This window comes from Burkholderia sp. A2, assembly GCF_001729305.1.
GTDB lineage: Bacteria > Pseudomonadota > Gammaproteobacteria > Burkholderiales > Burkholderiaceae > Burkholderia > Burkholderia sola.
In genome coordinates, this window is sequence record NZ_LZXX01000138.1 from 223,740 (window position 1) to 243,213 (window position 19,474).

The 19,474-nt window shown below is 66.6% G+C and carries 14 protein-coding genes; all 14 read left to right on the forward strand.

All coding sequences use genetic code 11. From position 1 onward, the window contains the following. Nucleotides 1–118 precede the first annotated feature (118 nt). The 14 genes from cysT to A9Z05_RS31335 all read left to right on the forward strand — a co-directional run bounded on the left by cysT (nt 119) and on the right by A9Z05_RS31335 (nt 19,437). A complete protein-coding gene (gene cysT, locus A9Z05_RS31270; RefSeq protein ID WP_069621442.1) occupies nt 119–1,012 on the forward strand; it encodes a sulfate ABC transporter permease subunit CysT in 894 nt (297 codons plus the stop codon). Continuing rightward, nucleotides 1,009–1,953: a sulfate ABC transporter permease subunit CysW gene (gene cysW / locus A9Z05_RS31275; RefSeq protein ID WP_069621443.1), complete on the forward strand. Its 945-nt coding sequence runs from the start codon at nt 1,009–1,011 to the stop codon at nt 1,951–1,953. The genes cysT and cysW overlap by 4 nt, the downstream gene beginning before the upstream one ends. Before the next feature lie 13 nt (nt 1,954–1,966). Continuing rightward, complete coding sequence (locus A9Z05_RS31280) at nt 1,967–3,025, forward strand: sulfate/molybdate ABC transporter ATP-binding protein (protein ID WP_069621444.1); 1,059 nt, start codon at nt 1,967–1,969, stop codon at nt 3,023–3,025. Nucleotides 3,026–3,100: 75 nt separating this feature from the next. Beyond that, complete coding sequence (locus A9Z05_RS31285; protein ID WP_034186954.1) at nt 3,101–4,027, forward strand: CysB family HTH-type transcriptional regulator; 927 nt, start codon at nt 3,101–3,103, stop codon at nt 4,025–4,027. A 537-nt stretch (nt 4,028–4,564) separates the two neighbouring features. Continuing rightward, nucleotides 4,565–5,515 carry a sugar ABC transporter substrate-binding protein gene (locus A9Z05_RS31290; protein ID WP_011545349.1) on the forward strand — a complete coding sequence of 317 codons (951 nt, stop codon included), beginning with the start codon at nt 4,565–4,567 and terminating at the stop codon, nt 5,513–5,515. Nucleotides 5,516–5,660: 145 nt separating this feature from the next. Next, nucleotides 5,661–7,274, forward strand: coding sequence for a sugar ABC transporter ATP-binding protein (locus tag A9Z05_RS31295; RefSeq protein ID WP_069621445.1), 1,614 nt, complete (start codon nt 5,661–5,663; stop codon nt 7,272–7,274). Then, entirely contained in the window at nt 7,271–8,290 is a 1,020-nt protein-coding gene (locus A9Z05_RS31300; protein ID WP_069621446.1) for an ABC transporter permease, read from the forward strand. The genes A9Z05_RS31295 and A9Z05_RS31300 overlap by 4 nt, the downstream gene beginning before the upstream one ends. 35 nt (nt 8,291–8,325) lie before the next feature. Further along, complete coding sequence (locus A9Z05_RS31305; protein WP_069621447.1) at nt 8,326–9,357, forward strand: LacI family DNA-binding transcriptional regulator; 1,032 nt, start codon at nt 8,326–8,328, stop codon at nt 9,355–9,357. Then, complete coding sequence (gene rbsK, locus A9Z05_RS31310) at nt 9,354–10,283, forward strand: ribokinase (protein WP_069621448.1); 930 nt, start codon at nt 9,354–9,356, stop codon at nt 10,281–10,283. The genes A9Z05_RS31305 and rbsK overlap by 4 nt, the downstream gene beginning before the upstream one ends. A gap of 294 nt (nt 10,284–10,577) precedes the next feature. Next, nucleotides 10,578–12,353 carry a methyl-accepting chemotaxis protein gene (locus A9Z05_RS31315; protein WP_069621449.1) on the forward strand — a complete coding sequence of 592 codons (1,776 nt, stop codon included), beginning with the start codon at nt 10,578–10,580 and terminating at the stop codon, nt 12,351–12,353. A gap of 550 nt (nt 12,354–12,903) precedes the next feature. Continuing rightward, entirely contained in the window at nt 12,904–14,826 is a 1,923-nt protein-coding gene (locus tag A9Z05_RS31320) for a PrkA family serine protein kinase (protein ID WP_069621450.1), read from the forward strand. Between the two features lie 125 nt (nt 14,827–14,951). After that, nucleotides 14,952–16,220: a YeaH/YhbH family protein gene (locus A9Z05_RS31325; protein ID WP_006476064.1), complete on the forward strand. Its 1,269-nt coding sequence runs from the start codon at nt 14,952–14,954 to the stop codon at nt 16,218–16,220. Then, nucleotides 16,217–17,896: a SpoVR family protein gene (locus A9Z05_RS31330; RefSeq protein WP_069621451.1), complete on the forward strand. Its 1,680-nt coding sequence runs from the start codon at nt 16,217–16,219 to the stop codon at nt 17,894–17,896. The genes A9Z05_RS31325 and A9Z05_RS31330 overlap by 4 nt, the downstream gene beginning before the upstream one ends. Nucleotides 17,897–18,132: 236 nt before the next feature. Continuing rightward, nucleotides 18,133–19,437, forward strand: coding sequence for an MFS family transporter (locus A9Z05_RS31335; RefSeq protein WP_059584128.1), 1,305 nt, complete (start codon nt 18,133–18,135; stop codon nt 19,435–19,437). Nucleotides 19,438–19,474: the final 37 nt, after the last annotated feature.

Genomic DNA, 19,474 nt, shown 5'->3' on the forward strand with positions numbered 1-19,474 from the left:
TAACGACAAGCGGCGCGCCACGACAGCGCGCCGCGTCCCCGACGGCCCGCCGGCGCGATTCACTGCGCCGGCGTTTGCGTCGGACCCGTGAGCAGCATCGACCCAGCAAGAGCATCCGATGACGACGTACACCTTTCGCAAGCCGAGCGCGCTACCCGGCTTCGGCGTGACACTCGGCATCACGGTGGCCTATTTGAGCCTCGTGGTGCTGATTCCGCTCGCCGCTACATTCCTGAAGACCGCGACGCTGTCGTGGGACCAGTTCGTCACCGCCGTCACGTCGCCGCGCGTGCTCGCGTCGTACCGGCTGACGTTCTCGGCCGCGCTCGGCGGCGCGCTGATCAACGCCGTGTTCGGCTTCCTCGTCGCATGGGTGCTGGTGCGCTACACGTTTCCGTTCAAGCGCCTCGTCGACGCGGTCGTCGACCTGCCGTTCGCGCTGCCGACGTCGGTGGCCGGCATCTCGCTCGCGGCCGTCTACGCGACCAACGGCTGGGTCGGCCAGTATCTGGCGCCGCTCGGCATCAAGATCGCGTTCACGCCGGCCGGCGTGCTGGTCGCGCTGACCTTCATCGGGCTGCCGTTCGTCGTGCGCACCGTGCAGCCGGTGCTCGAGGATTTCGAGCGCGAGCAGGAAGAAGCCGCCGCGTGCCTCGGTGCGTCGCGCTGGCTGACGTTCCGCCGCGTCGTGCTGCCGTCGGTGCTGCCGGCGCTGCTCACCGGCTTCGCGCTCGCGTTCGCGCGCGCGCTGGGCGAATACGGATCGGTGATCTTCATCGCCGGCAACGTGCCGATGAAATCCGAGATCACGTCGCTGCTGATCATCACGAAGCTCGAGCAGTACGACTACGCGGGCGCGACGGCGCTGGCGGTCGTGATGCTGGTCGTGTCGTTCCTGATGCTGCTGCTGATCAACACGCTGCAGTGGTATCTGCAGCGCAGGACGAGCAAGGGCGCGAGCGGCCCGGCGCCCGCCACCGTCACCGCCGTCGCGGCAGGAGGCCAGCAATGAGCCAGGAGGCCACCGTCGTGTTGAAAACCCCGTCGCCGGCCGCGCGCGCCTCGAAGCGGCTCGACCCCGTCAGCGAGTCGCGCGTCGTGCGCTGGCTGCTCACCGGCATCGCGCTGGCGTTCCTCGCGTTCTTCCTCGTCGTGCCGCTCGCCGCGGTGTTCGTCGAGGCGTTGCGCAAGGGCATCGGCTTCTATCTCGAATCGTTGGCCGATCCCGATGCGTGGTCGGCGATCAAGCTGACGCTGACCGTCGCCGTGATCGCGGTGCCGCTGAACCTCGTGTTCGGCGTGTGCGCGTCGTGGGCGATCGCGAAGTTCGAATTCCGCGGCAAGGCATTGCTGACGACGCTGATCGATCTGCCGTTCTCGGTGTCGCCGGTGATCTCGGGCCTCGTCTACGTGCTGCTGTTCGGCGCGCAGGGCTGGTTCGGGCCGTGGCTGCAGGATCACGACGTGCAGATCATCTTCGCGGTGCCGGGTATCGTGCTCGCGACGATCTTCGTCACGTTCCCGTTCGTCGCGCGCGAGCTGATTCCGCTGATGCAGGCGCAAGGCACCGACGAGGAAGAAGCCGCGCGCGTGCTCGGCGCGTCGGGCTGGCAGATCTTCCGCCGCGTGACGCTGCCGAACGTGAGATGGGGCCTGCTGTACGGCGTGATCCTGTGCAATGCGCGCGCGATGGGCGAGTTCGGCGCGGTGTCGGTCGTGTCCGGCCACATCCGCGGCGTGACGGACACGATGCCGCTGCACGTGGAGATCCTTTACAACGAATACAACTTCGCGGCGGCGTTCGCGGTGGCGTCGGTGCTGGCGCTGCTCGCGCTCGTCACGCTCGCGCTGAAGCTGATCGCCGAGCGTCATCTCGCGGCCGAACTGGCCGACGCGCACGACGCCGTTCCCGCACACGCCGGCCCTGTCGGCGCCGTTTCGTCGAAATCGTAAAGAGGCAACCAGAATGGGTATCACCGTCCGTAACCTTCAGAAGCGCTTCGGCGATTTCACGGCGCTCGACAACGTATCGCTCGACTTCCCGCCCGGCGAACTGGTCGCGCTGCTCGGGCCGTCCGGCTGCGGCAAGACCACGCTGCTGCGCGTGATCGCGGGCCTCGAGCACGCGGACGCCGGCCAGGTCGTGCTGCAGGGGCTCGACGTCGCGTCGGTCGGCGCGCGCGAGCGCCAGGTCGGCTTCGTGTTCCAGCACTACGCGCTGTTCCGCCACATGACGGTGTTCGAGAACGTCGCGTTCGGGCTGCGCGTGAAGCCGCGCCGCGAGCGGCCGTCGGAAGCCGCGATTCGCGAGAAGGTGCACGAGCTGCTCAAGCTCGTGCAGCTCGACTGGCTCGCGCAGCGCTATCCGTCCGAGCTGTCGGGCGGTCAGCGCCAGCGCATCGCGCTCGCCCGCGCGCTCGCGGTCGAGCCGAAGGTGCTGCTGCTCGACGAACCGTTCGGCGCGCTCGACGCGAAGGTCCGCAAGGAGCTGCGCGGCTGGCTGCGTCGCCTGCACGACGACCTGCACATCTCGACGATCTTCGTCACGCATGATCAGGAAGAGGCGCTCGAAGTGGCCGATCGCATCGTCGTGCTGAATCGCGGTCACGTCGAGCAGGTCGGCAGCCCGCAGGACGTCTACGATCATCCGCAAAGCGCGTTCGTGTACGAGTTTCTCGGCGCGGCGAACCGGCTGCCGGGCACGGTCGCCGGCCGCGGCTTCGTCGCCGAGGGCGCGGCTGCGCCGATCGAGGTCGACGCCGATTTCGCGGGCCCCGCGAACGCGTACGTGCGGCCGCACGATCTGCAGCTGTGGCCGGTGGGCGAAGGGCACCGCGACGGTATCGCGGTGGACGTGCGGCGCGTGATTCCGCTCGGCGGTTCGGTGCGCGTGGAGCTCGAGGCGCGTGCGGGCGGCGCGCTCGAGGCGGAACTCGACCGCGACGCATGGCGCGCGCTTTCGCTGCAGGTCGGCGACGGCGCGACCGCCGTGCCGCGCGCCGTGCGGGTATTTCCCGCGCGTTGACGAGACAACGCGGGGCAGAGGGCGGGATTCGCTCCGATTCGACAATCAAACAACGACAGCCTAAGAGGCATACCCATGAATTTTCAGCAATTGCGGTTCGTGCGCGAAGCGGTGCGCCAGAACATGAACCTGACGGAAGTCGCGAACGTGCTGTACACGTCGCAGTCGGGCGTGTCGAAACAGATCAAGGATCTGGAAGATGAGCTGGGCGTCGACATCTTCATTCGGCGCGGCAAGCGGCTGACGGGGCTCACCGAGCCCGGCAAGGCGGTGCATCAGCTGATCGAGCGGATGCTGCTCGACGCCGAGAACCTGCGCCGCGTCGCGCGCCAGTTCGCCGATCAGGACAGCGGCCACCTCGTCGTCGCGACGACGCACACGCAGGCGCGCTACGCGTTGCCGAAGGTGATCCGGCAGTTCACCGAGGTGTTCCCGAAGGTGCATCTCGCGCTGCGCCAGGGCAGCCCGCAGCAGATCGCGCAGATGATCCTGAACGGCGAGGCCGATCTCGGCATCTCGACCGAGGCGCTCGACCGCTATCCGGACATCGTCACGTTCCCGTGCTATTCGTGGCACCACACGGTCGTCGTGCCGAAGGGCCACCCGCTCGTCGGCCGCGAGAACCTGACGCTCGAGGAAATCGCCGAATACCCGATCATCACGTACGACCAGGACTTCACGGGCCGCTCGCACATTGATCAGGCGTTCACGCAGGCGGGCGCCGTGCCCGACGTCGTGCTGACCGCGATCGACGCGGACGTGATCAAGACCTACGTCGAGCTCGGGATGGGGATCGGCGTGGTCGCGGCGATGGCCTACGACCCGCAGCGCGACACGGGGCTCGTCGCGCTCGACACACAGCACCTGTTCGAGGCGAGCACGACGCGGGTCGGGCTGCGCAAGGGCGCATTCCTGCGTGCATACGCGTACCGGCTGATCGAAATGTTCGCGCCGCACCTGAACGAGGCGGAAATCGCGGGGCTGTTGCGCGAAGCCGTTTGATTCGCGCGTGTCGCGCGCCGTCCGGGCAGATGCCGCGGGCGGCGCGCGGCATGCATTACGCGCACCTTGCCGTACGCCGCACCGGGCGGCGGCGGATTGTCGCCGTCATCCCGGTCGGGTGCGTCGCGTCAGCCGGCGATCGACCTGCCTTCCGGTGCCGACAGAAAAACGAGAACATCCGGCAACGCCGAACCTGCACAGCGCTTCGGCGAACTGCCGTCGGCATCGCGAGTGTCGTATTTGCGCGTCGTGAAGCGCGCTCGCGCGCTCCGAATAAACCCTTAAATATTGGTTAGACAGGTTGCGCGCCGAAGCGAATCGGTACAGCATAGCCTTCACTCCGCCGGCGTCCCGCCGGCGGTGGCGCGTCAACGCCAGCACGCGCCAGGCAGTCGGCCGTCTGCCTCGCTTCCATTCCGTGGTACCGACAGCAACATCGATGGCCATTGCCCGGGTAGTGTGGCGCAAACGTTTGCTCACATTAAAACAACAACCAAACAACAATCCGGCCTTCGGGCCAGTCGCCAGGAGATGTGTATGAATGTCCGCTTTCGCCGTCGCTTCCTGACCGCCGCGCTCGCCGCCGTCGCGGTGGCCGCCGCACCGGCTGTCCACGCGCAGTCCGCGGCCAAGCCGAAGGTCGCGCTCGTGATGAAGTCGCTCGCCAACGAGTTCTTCCTGACCATGGAAACGGGCGCGAAGGAATACCAGAAGCACAACGCGAACCAGTTCGACCTGATCACCAACGGCATCAAGGACGAGACCGACACCGCGAACCAGATCCGCATCGTCGAGCAGATGATCGTGTCGAAGGTCGACGCGATCGTGCTCGCGCCGGCCGATTCGAAGGCGCTCGTGCCGGTCGTGAAGAAGGCCGTCGACGCCGGCATCGTCGTCGTGAACATCGACAACCGGCTCGATCCCGACGTACTGAAGTCGAAGAACCTGAACGTGCCGTTCGTCGGCCCGGACAACCGCAAGGGCGCGCGCAAGATCGGCGACTACCTCGCGAAGCGGCTGAAGGCGGGCGACCAGGTCGGCATCGTCGAAGGCGTGTCGACGACGACCAACGCGCAGCAGCGCACGGCCGGCTTCCAGGACGCGATGAAGGCGGGCGGGATGAAGGTCGTGTCGGTGCAGTCGGGCGAATGGGAGATCGACAAGGGCAATGCGGTGGCTGCCGCGATGCTCAACGAGTACCCGAACCTGAAGGCGCTGCTGTGCGGCAACGACAACATGGCGATCGGCGCCGTGTCGGCCGTGCGCGCGGCCGGCAAGCAGGGCAAGGTGCTCGTGGTCGGCTACGACAACATCAACGCGATCAAGCCGATGCTGAAGGACGGCCGCGTGCTCGCGACCGCCGACCAGTACGCGGCGAAGCAGGCCGTGTTCGGCATCGACACGGCGCTCAAGGCGATCGCCGAGCATCGCAAGCAGGCCGACATGTCCGGCGTGGTCGAGACGCCGGTGGATCTCGTGACGAAGTAACGCCGCACCGGTCCGGCCGCCGCGCTCAAGAATCCGGCGCGGCGGCCGTTATCCGGTGTGAGCGCGATCACGGCCACTGCATGCACATGCACTTGTGAGCGTCATACCCGCGCGCCTCGTGCGCGCGGCCGCAACCAGGATCGCGATGGAACCGACCTTCCAACCCTCCCGTTCAGCCCACCCCGTGCTGTCCGTCTCCGGCATCGGCAAGACCTATGCCGAACCCGTGCTCGCCGACGTCACGCTGACGCTCGACGCGGGCCAGGCGCTCGCGCTGACCGGCGAGAACGGCGCCGGCAAGAGCACGCTGTCGAAGATCATCGGCGGGCTCGTCGACCCGACCACCGGCACGATGCAGCTCGGCGGCGAGGCCTATGCGCCGGCGAGCCGCACGCAGGCCGAGGCGCTCGGCGTGCGCATGGTGATGCAGGAGCTGAACCTGCTGCCCACGCTGAGCGTCGCCGAAAACCTGTTCCTGAACCGCCTGCCGCGGCGTTTCGGCATCATCGATCGCGCGCGGCTGCGCGACGACGCGCGCGCGGCGATGGCGCAGGTCGGGCTCGACGCGGTCGACCCCGATACGCCGGTCGGCGCGCTCGGCATCGGCCACCAGCAGATGGTCGAGATCGCGCGCAACCTGATCGGCGACTGCCGCGTGCTGATTCTCGACGAACCGACCGCGATGCTGACCGCGCGCGAAGTCGAGCTGCTGTTCGAGCAGATCGACCGGCTGAAGGCGCGCGGCGTCGCGATCGTCTACATCTCGCACCGGCTCGAAGAGCTCGCGCGCGTCGCCGAGCGCGTCGCGGTGCTGCGCGACGGCCGGCTCGTGCATGCGGGCGACATGGCGGCGACGACGTCCGACGGGCTCGTCACGCTGATGGTCGGACGCGAGGTCGGCGAGCACATCGATCTCGGCGAGCGCCGCTTCGGCGCGCCGCGGCTCGCCGTATCGGGCCTCACGCGCGGGACGGCGGTGCGCGACGTGTCGCTCGAGGTGCGCGCGGGCGAGATCTTCGGCATCTCGGGGCTGATCGGCGCGGGGCGCACCGAGCTGCTGCGGCTGATCTACGGCGCCGATACGCCGGATGCCGGGACGATCGCCGTCGGCCAGCCGCTGAAGCCGGCGCGGATCGCATCGCCGGTCGATGCGGTGAAGCTGGGCATCGCGCTGATCACCGAGGATCGCAAGGGCGAAGGGCTGCTGCTGTCGCAGTCGATCACCGCGAACGTGTCGCTCGGCCAGCTCGACCGGCTCGCGCGCGGCGGCATCGTCGATGCGTCACGCGAAACGGCGCTCGCCGAGCAGCAGATCGATGCGCTGCGGATTCGCACGCACGGGGCGGCGCAGCCGGTCGGCGAGCTGTCGGGCGGCAACCAGCAGAAGGTCGTGATCGGCCGCTGGCTCGCGCGCGACATGGGCGTGCTGCTGTTCGACGAGCCGACCCGCGGGATCGACGTCGGCGCCAAATTCGAGATCTACACTTTGATGGGCGCGCTCGCGCGCGAAGGCCGCGCGCTGGTGGTCGTATCGAGCGACCTGCGCGAGCTGATGCTGATTTGCGACCGGATCGGCGTGATGTCGGCCGGGCGCATGACCGCCGTGTTCGAGCGCGGCAACTGGACCCAGGACGCGCTGCTGGCCGCGGCCTTCGCCGGCTTCGGCCGCGAGACGCCGGCGGCCGCCATGCAGCATCCGGACACGGAGCGCGCGCGCGGCGCCGCTCCGGGCACTTCGACGACAGGACGACAGCAATGACCCAGCCTCCCGTATCCCCGACCGACGCAGGCGCGCAGCAGGACGTGACGGGCCGCCGCGCGCGCACGCTGTCCGGCACACGGCTCGGCCTGTCGAACTATCTCGGGCTCGCCGGCGCGCTGGCTGCAATGATCGCGCTGTTCTCGGTGCTGAGTTCGCATTTCCTGACCTACGACACGTTCAGCACGATCGCGAACCAGATTCCCGATCTCGTCGTGATGTCGGTCGGGATGACCTTCGTGCTGATCATCGCCGGGATCGACCTGTCGGTCGGCTCGGTACTCGCGCTCGCCGCGTCGATGGTCAGCGTCGCCGCGCTGAAATGGCAGTGGGGGCCGCTGCCGGCCGCGCTGATCGGGATCGCGGTCGCGACCGCGACGGGCGCGCTGACCGGCGCGGTCACGGTCGGCTGGCGGATTCCGTCGTTCATCGTGTCGCTCGGCGTGCTGGAGGCCGCGCGCGGCCTCGCGTACCAGCTGACGAATTCGCGCACCGCATATATCGGCGACGCGTTCGATTTCCTGTCGAACCCGATCTCGCTCGGCATCTCGCCGGCGTTCCTGATCGCGGTCGCGGTGATGATCGCGGCCCAGTTCGTGCTGACGCGCACGGTGTTCGGGCGCTATCTGGTGGGCATCGGCACGAACGAGGAAGCGGTGCGACTTGCAGGGGTTAACCCGCGGCCGTATAAAATCCTCGTATTCGCACTGATGGGCGCGCTCGCGGGGCTCGCGTCGCTGTTCCAGATTTCGCGGCTCGAGGCGGCCGATCCGAACGCGGGCGCGGGCCTCGAACTGCAGGTCATCGCCGCCGTCGTGATCGGCGGCACGAGCCTGATGGGCGGGCGCGGCTCGGTGATCAGCACGTTCTTCGGCGTATTGATCATCTCCGTGCTGGCCGCGGGGCTGGCGCAGATCGGCGCGAACGAGCCGACGAAACGGATCATCACGGGTGCGGTGATCGTGGTGGCGGTCGTGCTCGATACGTATCGCAGCCGGCGTACGCGTGTGCGGTAAAAAGACAGACAGAACAGACCAGAGAGAAACGGGAAATGGCGACGATCAAGGATGTGGCGGCCATGGCGGGCGTGTCGTTTACGACCGTCTCGCACGTGGTGAACAATTCGCGGCCGGTGTCCGCCGACGTGCGTGCGAAGGTCGAGGGCGCGATCCGCGAGCTGAATTACGTGCCATCGGCCGTGGCGCGCTCGCTGAAGGCGCGGGCGACGGCGACCATCGGCCTCGTTGTGCCGAACAGCACGAATCCGTACTTCGCCGAGCTGGCGCGCGGCATCGAGGATCAGTGCGCGGCCAACGGCTATTGCGTGTTCTTCTGCAATTCGGACGACGATCCCGTGAAACAGCGCAACTACCTGCGCGTGCTGCAGGAAAAGCGCATCGACGGGCTGATCGTCGCGTCGGCGGGCGAGGACGCGGTGCTCGCGCAGACGCTCGCGGATATCCATGCGCCGCTCGTCGTCGTCGACCGCAACATCGAAGGGCTCGCGGCCGATCTCGTGCAGATCGACCACGAGCGCGGCGCGTATCTCGCGACGCGCCACCTGCTCGAACTCGGGCACGCGAAGATCGGCTGCATCACCGGGCCGACCGACACCGCGGTCAGCGCGATGCGCGTGCACGGCTTCATCCGCGCGATGGCCGAGCGCGGCGTCGACATCGTGCCGGGCGCGATCGCCGAAAGCGATTTCTCGTGCCTCGGCGGCTATCACGCGGCGTCGCGGCTGTTCGAATCGGTGCGGCCGAGCGCGATCTTCGCGGGCAACGACCTGATGGGCGTCGGCGCGCTGCGCGCGGCGGCCGAGCGCGGGCTGCGCGTGCCCGACGATTGTTCGATCATCGGCTTCGACGACATCGAATTTTCCCGCTACACGTATCCGGCGCTGTCGACGGTCGGCCAGTCGGTGCGCGCGCTCGGCGAAATGGCCGCGCAGACGCTGATCGAACGGATCGGCGGCGGCTCGACCGCCGTGCCGAGCCGCCGCCGCGTCGTGTCGCCGCGCCTCGTGCTGCGCGAATCGACGGCGGTCTACCGCGAGCCGGCCGCGCCGGGTGCGCGCACATGACGGCGAGCGCAACGGGCGCCGGCCGCGTGACGGTGGTCGGCAGCCTCAACATGGATCTCGTCGTGCGCGCGCCGCGGCTGCCGCTGCCGGGCGAAACGCTCGCCGGGCACGCGTTCGCGCAGGCGGCGGGCGGCAAGGGCGGCAACCAGGCCGTCGCCGCCGCCCGGCTCGGCGCGCGGGTCGCGATGATCGGCTGCGTCGGCGCGGATGCGCATGGCGCGGCGCTGCGAGCGGGCCTCGAGGCCGAGGGAATCGACTGCACGGGGCTTGCGACGAGCGCATCGGCGTCGACCGGCGTCGCGCTGATCGTCGTCGACGATGCGAGCCAGAACGCGATCGTGATCGTCGCGGGCGGCAACGGCGAGGTCACGACCGACACGATCGCGCGGCACGAGGCCGCGCTGGCCGCCGCCGACGTGCTGATCTGCCAGCTCGAGACGCCGCCGGACGCGGTGTTCGCGGCGCTGTCGGCCGGGCGCCGGCTCGGCCGCACGGTGGTGCTCAATCCGGCCCCGGCCGTCGCGCCGCTGCCGGACGGCTGGCTGCCGCTCGTCGATTACCTGATTCCGAACGAGGTCGAGGCGGCCGCGCTGACCGGGCGGCCGGTGCGCGACCCCGCGGACGCCGAAGCCGCCGCACGGGCGCTCCAGGCCGGCGGCGCGCGCAACGTGCTGGTCACGCTCGGCGCGCGCGGCGTGCTCGCGCTGACGGCCGACGGCACCGCGCGGCACTATCCGGCGCCGGTCGTGCAGGCCGTCGACACGACGGCGGCCGGCGATACCTTCATCGGCGGTTTTTCCGCACGGCTCGCGGCCGGCGCGGACGTCGATACCGCCATCCGCTTCGCGCAACGCGCGGCGGCGCTGTCGGTCACGCGAGCGGGCGCGCAGCCGTCTATCCCCACGCGCGCCGAACTGGCCGACTAGGGCCGGATCTCAGGTTTCCCGCTTTCGGCGCCTCCGCGCGCCCGGCCCGTCGCACGAGACGGCCGGGTGCGCTGCCGGCGCTGCATTGGCGTGCCCACCGGCGTTTGCCCGTTCTCGCTTCCGACCCGAATTGCGTCGATTATTCAGTCTTATTCAATAAACAGACGAATAATGCGAAATAAACACGACAAAACCATCAAGTTATGCGCCGCGCGGTCGTAAATGCACCGAGTGAAGCAATGCTTCGAGCCAACGGGCCGGGCCCGTTCATGACGACGCAACACAGGGTGGATGATGGTGTTCAGGAACCTGACGATTCGTGCGCGCATCGGTTTGACGATGGCGTTTCTGGCGGTACTGCTGGGTGTCACCGGCGTGCTCGGTCTGCACGGGATGACGCGTTCGAACGATTCGACGCGCGAGATTTTCACGAACCAGATGCCGAGCGCGGTCGATGTGGCGATGGCGGAAATGTTCGCCGCGCGCGAGCGCCTCGCGCTCGACCGTGCGGCGCTGCTGGCCGGCACGCCCGACTCGGCGGCGGCCATCGAGCGCAGCCGTGCGATGCGCACGCAATCGGACGCGTGGTGGCAGAAATACCTTGCGCTGCCGCGCGACGCCGACGAGGACCGGCTCGCCCAGGACGTCGCCGCCCGGCGCAAGGTGCTGCAAAGCAGTTGCGACGCGTTCGCGAGTGCGGTCGCGGCCGGCGATCACGACCGGATCGGCGACGGCGCGAAGCAGCTTCAGGCGCGCTATACCGAGCTGGCCACGGCCGGCGAAGCGCTGCGCAGCGCCCAGTTCACCAATGCGCAGGCGCGCTTCGATCAGGCGGAATCGGTGTTCGAGACGATGCGCGCGCTGTCGGTCGTCGTGCTGCTGGCCGGCATCGGCGCGGCGGTGCTGTCGTGGCTGACGCTGAGCCGCGCGATCGGCCGTCCGATCGCCGACGCGCTGTCGCATTTCGACGCAATCGCCGCGGGCGACCTGCGCCGGCCGATCGTCGTGAACCGGCGCGACGAGATGGGCCAGATGCTGGAAGGCCTCGCGAGGATGCAGCGCGGGCTCGTCGACACGGTGCGCACCGTGCGCGGCGGCAGCGAGTCGATCGCGACCGCGGCCCGCCAGATCGCGGCCGGCAACATCGACCTGTCGTCGCGTACCGAGGAACAGGCCGCCGCGCTGCAGGAAACCGCGTCGAGCATGGAGCAACTGACCGGCACCGTGAAACAGAATGCGGACAATGCGCGTCAGGCAAGCTCGCTGGCCGCGAATGCGTCCGAGATTGCAAACAAGGGCAATACGGTGGTCGGCCAGGTGGTCGGCACGATGGGCGAAATCAACGACAGCTCGGCGAAAATCGCGGACATCATCGCGATCATCGAGGGAATCGCGTTCCAGACCAACATTCTTGCGCTGAATGCGGCCGTCGAAGCCGCGCGGGCGGGCGAGGAGGGCCGCGGCTTCGCGGTCGTCGCCGGCGAAGTGCGCAGCCTCGCGCAGCGTTCGTCGAGCGCGGCGAAGGAAATCAAGGCGCTGATCGACGCGTCGGTGGAGCGTATCCGGACCGGCTCGACGCTGGTCGACGAAGCAGGGCGCACGATGAGCGACGTGATCAGCGCGGTCCAGCGCGTGACGGACATCATGGGCGAGATCGCGGCGGCGTCCGAGGAGCAGAGCGGCGGGATCGACCAGGTGGCGCGCGCGGTCACGCAGATGGACGAGGTCACGCAGCAGAATGCCGCACTCGTCGAGGAAGCCGCGGCTGCCGCGCAGTCGCTCGAGGAACAGGCGGCCCGCCTGCGCGAAACGGCGGCGGTATTCCAGCTCGACGACGGAGCGGCACGCGCGGGCGCCGCCGTCGTGGTGGCGGCGCGTCATGCGCCGCGCGCGCCTTCCGCCCCGGCGGCCCCCGCACCGGCTGCCGCACGTGTCGAACGCGACGCCGCGCCGAAACGCGCGGCCGCTGCAACGACGGCGCCGGCGCGCAAGCCTGCCGCCGTATCGGCTGTGCCCGCGCCGGCGCCGGCCGCCGCGACCGCCGGCGGCGACGACTGGGAGACGTTCTGATCCGCGCGCGCCGCGTATCTATCCCCATTTGGTGACGAACGACGCCCGCGATTGCGGGCGTCGTCGTTTCCGCGACAGGCCGAATGTGACAGCGCGGACGATCGATCGTGCAACGGCACGTGCGTCGCGCGTCATGCACCGATGAATCCTCCGGAATCCGATGCGTGCGCGTCATGTTCCCGCGTTCGTCGTACGGGTATGTCCGTAAGGGGCTGCGAAAAAAATTTGTAACGGTGCGCGCGGCGTGTCATCGCACGCGGCCGCTCGAACGTATAGGGATGAAGGGGAGAGGCGGCGACGTCGGAGGTGTCCAACGCACGAGACGTTTCGATGCTCGACGAGACGCGGCGGATGCAGTTTCTGCGGCTCGGGAGGTCGATTGTAAAACGACGAAATGCGTTGTCCAAGCGGTGTTGTCGAGAATGACGAACTTCATACGAAGAGTTCGTGAAAAAAAATAAGAAAGGGTTTAGGATGAATTCGAACGCGCTTGCTTCTGCGCAGTCATACGAAGGCAGGCACGTCTTCAGACTCAGGCGAGGGAGGTAGCATGGATATTTACAGCAGCTTCGCGAACCGCTTCGAAAAAACGCGAGAGGAAGAGCTCTCGCTGGAGGAGTATCTCGCGCTCTGCAAGAACGATCCATCCGCGTACGCGACGGCTGGTGAACGCATGCTGGAAGCAATCGGGGAACCTGAACAGATCGATACCCGCAACGACCCGCGCCTGTCGCGGATCTTCGCGAACAAGGTCATCAAGGTGTATCCGGCATTCCGTGAGTTCTACGGAATGGAGGAGGTGATCGAGCAGGTGGTCGCATACTTCCGCCACGCTGCGCAAGGTCTTGAAGAGAAGAAGCAGATTCTCTATCTGCTGGGCCCGGTGGGCGGCGGCAAGTCGTCGATCGCCGAGCGCCTGAAGCAACTGATGGAGCGCGTGCCGTTCTATGCGCTGAAGGGCTCGCCCGTCAACGAATCGCCGCTCGGGCTGTTCGACTACGACGAGGATGGTCCGATCCTCGAGGAACAGTACGGCATTCCGCGCCGCTACCTGAAAAGCATCCTGAGTCCGTGGGCCGTCAAGCGCCTGCACGAATACAACGGCGACATCCGCCAGTTCCGCGTGGTGCGCCGCTTTCCGTCGATCCTGCGGCAGGTCGGCATCGCGAAGACCGAGCCGGGCGACGAGAACAACCAGGACATCTCGTCGCTGGTCGGCAAGGTCGATATCCGCAAGCTCGAACAGTACGCGCAGGACGATGCCGACGCGTACAGCTACTCGGGCGGCCTGTGCCTCGCGAACCAGGGCCTGCTCGAATTCGTCGAAATGTTCAAGGCGCCGATCAAGGTGCTGCACCCGCTGCTGACCGCCACGCAGGAAGGCAACTTCAAGGGCACCGAAGGTTTCGGCGCGATTCCATTCGACGGCGTGATTCTTGCGCACTCGAACGAGTCGGAGTGGAAGGCCTTCCGCAACAACCGCAACAACGAGGCGCTGCTCGACCGGATCTTCGTCGTGAAGGTGCCGTACTGCCTGCGCGTGTCGGAAGAGATCAAGATCTACGAGAAGCTGATCCGCAACTCGTCGCTGGCCGAGGCCGTGTGCGCGCCGGGCACGCTGAAGATGATGTCGCAGTTCTCGGTGCTGTCGCGCCTGCACGAGCCGGAGAATTCGAGCCTGTTCTCGAAGATGCAGGTGTACGACGGCGAAAACCTCAAGGACACCGATCCGAAGGCGAAGTCGTACCAGGAGTATCGCGACTACGCGGGCGTGGACGAAGGGATGACCGGCGTGTCGACCCGGTTCGCGTTCAAGATCCTGTCGCGCGTGTTCAACTTCGATACGAGCGAGGTCGCGGCGAACCCCGTGCATCTGATGTACGTGCTCGAACAGCAGATCGAACGCGAGCAGTTCCCGCCGGAAACCGAGCAGAAGTATCTGTCCTTCGTGAAGGACGTGCTCGCGTCGCGCTACGCGGAGTTCATCGGCAAGGAGATCCAGACGGCGTATCTCGAGTCGTATTCGGAATACGGCCAGAACATCTTCGATCGCTACGTCACGTATGCGGACTTCTGGATCCAGGATCAGGAATTCCGCGATCACGACACGGGCGAGAGCTTCGACCGCGCCGCGCTGAACGCGGAACTGGAGAAGATCGAGAAGCCGGCCGGGATCAGCAACCCGAAGGATTTCCGCAACGAGATCGTGAACTTCGTGTTGCGTGCACGGGCGGCGAACGCCGGCAAGAACCCCGTGTGGACGAGCTACGAGAAGTTGCGCGTCGTGATCGAGAAGAAGATGTTCTCGAACACCGAGGAACTGTTGCCGGTCATTTCATTCAACGCCAAGGGTTCGGCGGAGGAGCAGCGCAAGCATGAGGACTTTGTGAACCGGATGGTCGCGAAGGGCTATACGCCGAAGCAGGTGAGGCTGCTTTGCGACTGGTACCTGCGCGTGCGCAAGTCGTCATGACGCGCGCGGTATCGCGCCCGTCCGGCGAGTCCGTACGGGCGCTTTCAGAGGCGCCGCCCGCATGACGGCAGACGGCATGCGCGGCGAGTGCCCCGGCAGATCGATTTTCGAGCGGGAGACCGGGAGTGCTTCATCAAATCATCGACCGCAGGCTGGCCGGCAAGAACAAGAGCATCGCCAATCGCGAACGCTTTCTGCGTCGCGTCAAGAACTACATTCGTCGTGCCGTGTCCGACGCGGTGCGCGACCGTAGCATCAAGGATATCCAGAGCACGCAGAGCATCACGATCCCCCGCAAGGACATCGCGGAGCCGAATTTCCGGCACGCGCCGGGCGGGCGTCGCGAATACGTGCATCCCGGCAACGAGGACTACGTGCGCGGCGACAAGATTCCGCGTCCGCAGGGCGGCTCGGGCGGTGGTGGCAGTCAGGCGAGCAACGAGGGCGAAGGGCAGGACGACTTCGTGTTCGAACTGTCGCGCGACGAGTTCATGCAGTACTTCTTCGATGATCTCGAACTGCCGCGCCTCGTGAAGACGCACCTGCTGACGGTGCCGAGCTGGAAGAACGTGCGCGCGGGCTGGTCGGCGGAAGGCACGCCGAACAACATCGACGTCGTGCGTTCGCTGCGCAGCGCGCTCGGCCGGCGCATCGCGCTCGGCTCGCCGCTCGTCAACGAGCTGCGCGAGCTCGAGGCGCAGCTGGAAGCGCTGAAGAGCGACCCCGAAGACCGCCGCGCGGAAATCGCGACGCTCGAGGCCGAGATCCATCACCTGAAAGGGCGCATCTGGCGGATTCCGTTCATCGATCCGTTCGACCTGCGCTACATCAACCGTGTGAAGCAGCCGCAACCGTCGAGCCAGGCCGTGATGTTCTGCCTGATGGACGTGTCGGGGTCGATGGACGAGCAGCGCAAGGATCTCGCGAAGCGCTTCTTCATCCTGCTTTACCTGTTCCTCAAGCGCAACTACGAGCGCATCGAAGTCGTGTTCATCCGTCACCACACGCGCGCCGAGGAAGTCGACGAGGACACCTTCTTCCATTCGACCGAAAGCGGCGGCACGGTGGTGTCGAGCGCGCTCGAGCTGATGCGCAAGGTGATGGACGAGCGCTACTCGCCGACCGAGTGGAACATCTACGGCGCGCAGGCGTCCGACGGCGACAACTGGACTGACGATTCGCCCAAGTGTCGCAAAATCCTGGAAGAGGATATCCTCACCAAGACGCGTTACTTCGCGTATATCCAGGTCGCGCCGGAAGAGCAGAATCTGTGGCTGGAATACGCACAACTGGCCCTGTCGCAACCGCATCTCGCGATGAAAAAAGTGGAATCGGCTGCGGACATTTACCCGGTGTTTCGCGAATTGTTCGAAAAGCAGGTGGAAATGTCATGACGACCCGCCATCTGCACAACGAGTCGCGCGGCTACGAGCCGCGCCCTTCCGGCGACGACACGGCCGGCCCTGCCGCACCGCAGCAACGCGTGCAGGCCGAACCGCCGCCGCCGGCCGCCGACTTGCCCGGCTCCGGGCAAAAGGAAGCGCGTATGAACGTTGCCGAACGCAAGCCGTTGCCGTGCCCGTCCGACTGGACGTTCGAATTGCTCGAGGAATACGACACGCACATCTCGCAGGTCGCCGAACAGTACGAGCTCGACATCTACCCGATCCAGCTCGAACTGATCAGCGCCGAGCAGATGATGGATGCGTACGCGTCGGTCGGGATGCCCGTCAACTACCGTCACTGGTCGTTCGGCAAGCACTTCCTCGCGACCGAGAAGAGCTACCGTCGCGGCCAGATGGGCCTGGCCTACGAAATCGTCATCAATTCGAATCCGTGCATCGCGTATCTGATGGAAGAGAACACGATGACGATGCAGGCGCTCGTCATCGCGCACGCGGCGTACGGGCACAATTCGTTCTTCAAGGGCAACTACCTGTTCCGGCTGTGGACCGACGCGCACGCGATCATCGACTATCTCGTGTACGCGAAGAACTATGTCGCCGAATGCGAGGAGCGCTACGGCCTCGATCGCGTCGAGGAACTGCTCGACTCGTGCCATGCGCTGATGAACTACGGCGTCGACCGCTACAAGCGGCCGCAAAAGCCGTCGCTGTCGAAGGAGGCGGCGCTGCGGCGCGAGCGCGAGGCGTACCTGCAGTCGCAGGTCAACGAGCTGTGGCGCACGCTGCCGGGCAAGAAGCCCGAGCTGACGGAGGAGCAGGACGACCGCTATCCGTCCGAGCCGCAGGAGAACCTGCTGTATTTCGCGGAGAAGAATGCGCCGCTGCTCGAACCGTGGGAGCGGGAAGTGATCCGCATCGTCCGCAAGATCGGCCAGTATTTCTATCCGCAGCGGCAGACGCAGGTGATGAACGAAGGCTGGGCGACGTTCTGGCACTACACGCTGCTCAATACGCTGTACAACCAGGGGAAGCTGGAAGACGGCTTCATGATGGAGTTCCTGCATTCGCACAGCAACGTGGTCTACCAGCCGCCCGTCACGAAGCCGTACTACAGCGGGATCAACCCGTATGCGCTCGGTTTCTCGATGATGAGCGACATCCGACGGATCTGCGAAGCGCCGACGGAGGAAGACTACAAGTGGTTTCCCGAGATCGCAGGCACGCCGTGGCTGCCGGCGATGCACTACGCGATGCGCAACTTCAAGGACGAGAGCTTCATCGCGCAGTACCTGTCGCCGAACCTGATCCGCGAGATGCGGCTCTTCTCGGTGCTCGACGACGACATGCGCGATTCGCTCGAGGTATCGGCGATCCACGACGATTCCGGCTACCAGTACGTGCGGCAGGCGTTGTCGCGGCAGTACGACATCCATCACCGCGAGCCGAACATCCAGGTGTGGGCCGTCAACACGCGCGGCGACCGTAGCCTCACGCTGCGCCATTTCATGACCGACAACCGCCACCTGTCGAACGACAGCGACGAAGTGCTCAAGCACATGGCGCGGCTCTGGCAGTTCGACGTGTACCTGGAGAGCGTCGACGAGGCCGGCACCGTGCGCAAGCGCTACGAGTGCCGCTACGTGCCCCCGGAAGTGCGCGTGTGATCGTCGCCGCATTCGGAAATGTTTGCATCGAACGCCAGCCTTCGGGCTGGCGTTTTCATATGACGAACGCGTGCTGGGAGAAAAATTTTCTACATCCGGACGAACCCGGAGCGCTTGTTACTTTACATTTCGCTAAAATCTCGTAGCGCCGTGCGCCGGAACCGGTGCCACGAGCGACCGCACGCGGCGGCCCCGGCCGTCTCGCCCAGAAAGCACTAAAAGGAACAGACCAACCCATGGACGTCCAGACCGACCAAGCTGCGCTGTCCGCGCATGACACCCGGCGGCGCGTGTTCGCCATCGTCGGCGCCTCATCGGGCAACCTCGTCGAGTGGTTCGACTTCTACATCTACTCGTTCTGCGCGCTGTACTTCGCGCCGGCGTTCTTCCCGAGCGGCAACACGACGACGCAGCTCCTGAACACGGCCGGCGTGTTCGCGGCCGGCTTTCTGATGCGTCCGATCGGCGGCTGGCTGTTCGGCCGCATCGCCGACCGTCACGGCCGTCGCGCGGCGATGATGATCTCGGTGCTGATGATGTGCGGCGGATCGCTCGTGATCGCCGTGCTGCCGACCTATGCGCAGATCGGCGCGCTCGCGCCGGCGCTGCTGCTGGTCGCGCGCCTGTTCCAGGGGCTGTCGGTGGGCGGCGAGTACGGGACGAGCGCGACCTACATGAGTGAAGTCGCGCTGAAGGGGCGTCGCGGCTTCTTCGCGTCGTTCCAGTACGTGACGCTGATCGGCGGCCAGCTGTGCGCGCTGCTGGTGCTCGTGATCCTGCAGCAGACGCTGTCGGCCGGCGAACTGAAAGCATGGGGCTGGCGCATTCCGTTCGTGGTCGGCGCGGCGGCCGCGCTGATTTCGCTGTACCTGCGCAAGTCGCTCGACGAGACGTCGACGAGCGCGTCGCGCGACAAGAAGGACGCCGGCACGATCCGCGGCGTATGGCAGCACAAGGGCGCGTTCTTCACCGTGGTCGGCTTCACGGCCGGCGGCTCGCTGATCTTCTACACGTTCACGACGTACATGCAGAAGTACCTCGTGAACACGGCCGGCATGCACGCGAAGACGGCCAGCAACGTGATGACCGTCGCGCTGCTCGTCTACATGCTGATGCAGCCGGTGTTCGGCGCGCTGTCGGACAAGATCGGCCGCCGCACGTCGATGATCCTGTTCGGTTCGTTCGCGGTGATCGGCACGGTGCCGCTGATGCATGCGCTGAAGGACGTGACGAGCCCGGTGGCCGCGTTCGTGCTGGTCACGGTCGCGCTGGCGATCGTCAGCTTCTACACGTCGATCAGCGGCCTCATCAAGGCCGAGATGTTCCCGCCGGAAGTGCGCGCAATGGGCGTCGGCCTGTCGTATGCGGTCGCGAACGCGATCTTCGGCGGTTCGGCCGAGTACGTCGCGCTGTGGTTCAAGTCGATCGGCAGCGAGGAAACCTTCTACTGGTACGTGACCGTGCTGTGCGCGATCTCGCTGATCGTGTCGTGGCGGATGCGCGATCCGAGCAAGGAAGGGTACCTGCGCCACGAGCCGTGATCGGCCGCGCGTGGCGCGTACTCGCATCATGACGAAC

Excerpts from the sequence above, each read along its gene's own strand:
- cysT (WP_069621442.1), top strand. The coding sequence starts at position 119 with ATGACGACGTACACCTTTCGCAAGCCGAGCGCGCTACCCGGCTTCGGC.
- cysW (WP_069621443.1), top strand. The coding sequence starts at position 1,009 with ATGAGCCAGGAGGCCACCGTCGTGTTGAAAACCCCGTCGCCGGCCGCG.
- A9Z05_RS31280 (WP_069621444.1), top strand. The coding sequence starts at position 1,967 with ATGGGTATCACCGTCCGTAACCTTCAGAAGCGCTTCGGCGATTTCACG.
- A9Z05_RS31285 (WP_034186954.1), top strand. The coding sequence starts at position 3,101 with ATGAATTTTCAGCAATTGCGGTTCGTGCGCGAAGCGGTGCGCCAGAAC.
- A9Z05_RS31290 (WP_011545349.1), top strand. The coding sequence starts at position 4,565 with ATGAATGTCCGCTTTCGCCGTCGCTTCCTGACCGCCGCGCTCGCCGCC.
- A9Z05_RS31295 (WP_069621445.1), top strand. The coding sequence starts at position 5,661 with ATGGAACCGACCTTCCAACCCTCCCGTTCAGCCCACCCCGTGCTGTCC.
- A9Z05_RS31300 (WP_069621446.1), top strand. The coding sequence starts at position 7,271 with ATGACCCAGCCTCCCGTATCCCCGACCGACGCAGGCGCGCAGCAGGAC.
- A9Z05_RS31305 (WP_069621447.1), top strand. The coding sequence starts at position 8,326 with ATGGCGACGATCAAGGATGTGGCGGCCATGGCGGGCGTGTCGTTTACG.
- rbsK (WP_069621448.1), top strand. The coding sequence starts at position 9,354 with ATGACGGCGAGCGCAACGGGCGCCGGCCGCGTGACGGTGGTCGGCAGC.
- A9Z05_RS31315 (WP_069621449.1), top strand. The coding sequence starts at position 10,578 with ATGGTGTTCAGGAACCTGACGATTCGTGCGCGCATCGGTTTGACGATG.
- A9Z05_RS31320 (WP_069621450.1), top strand. The coding sequence starts at position 12,904 with ATGGATATTTACAGCAGCTTCGCGAACCGCTTCGAAAAAACGCGAGAG.
- A9Z05_RS31330 (WP_069621451.1), top strand. The coding sequence starts at position 16,217 with ATGACGACCCGCCATCTGCACAACGAGTCGCGCGGCTACGAGCCGCGC.
- A9Z05_RS31335 (WP_059584128.1), top strand. The coding sequence starts at position 18,133 with ATGGACGTCCAGACCGACCAAGCTGCGCTGTCCGCGCATGACACCCGG.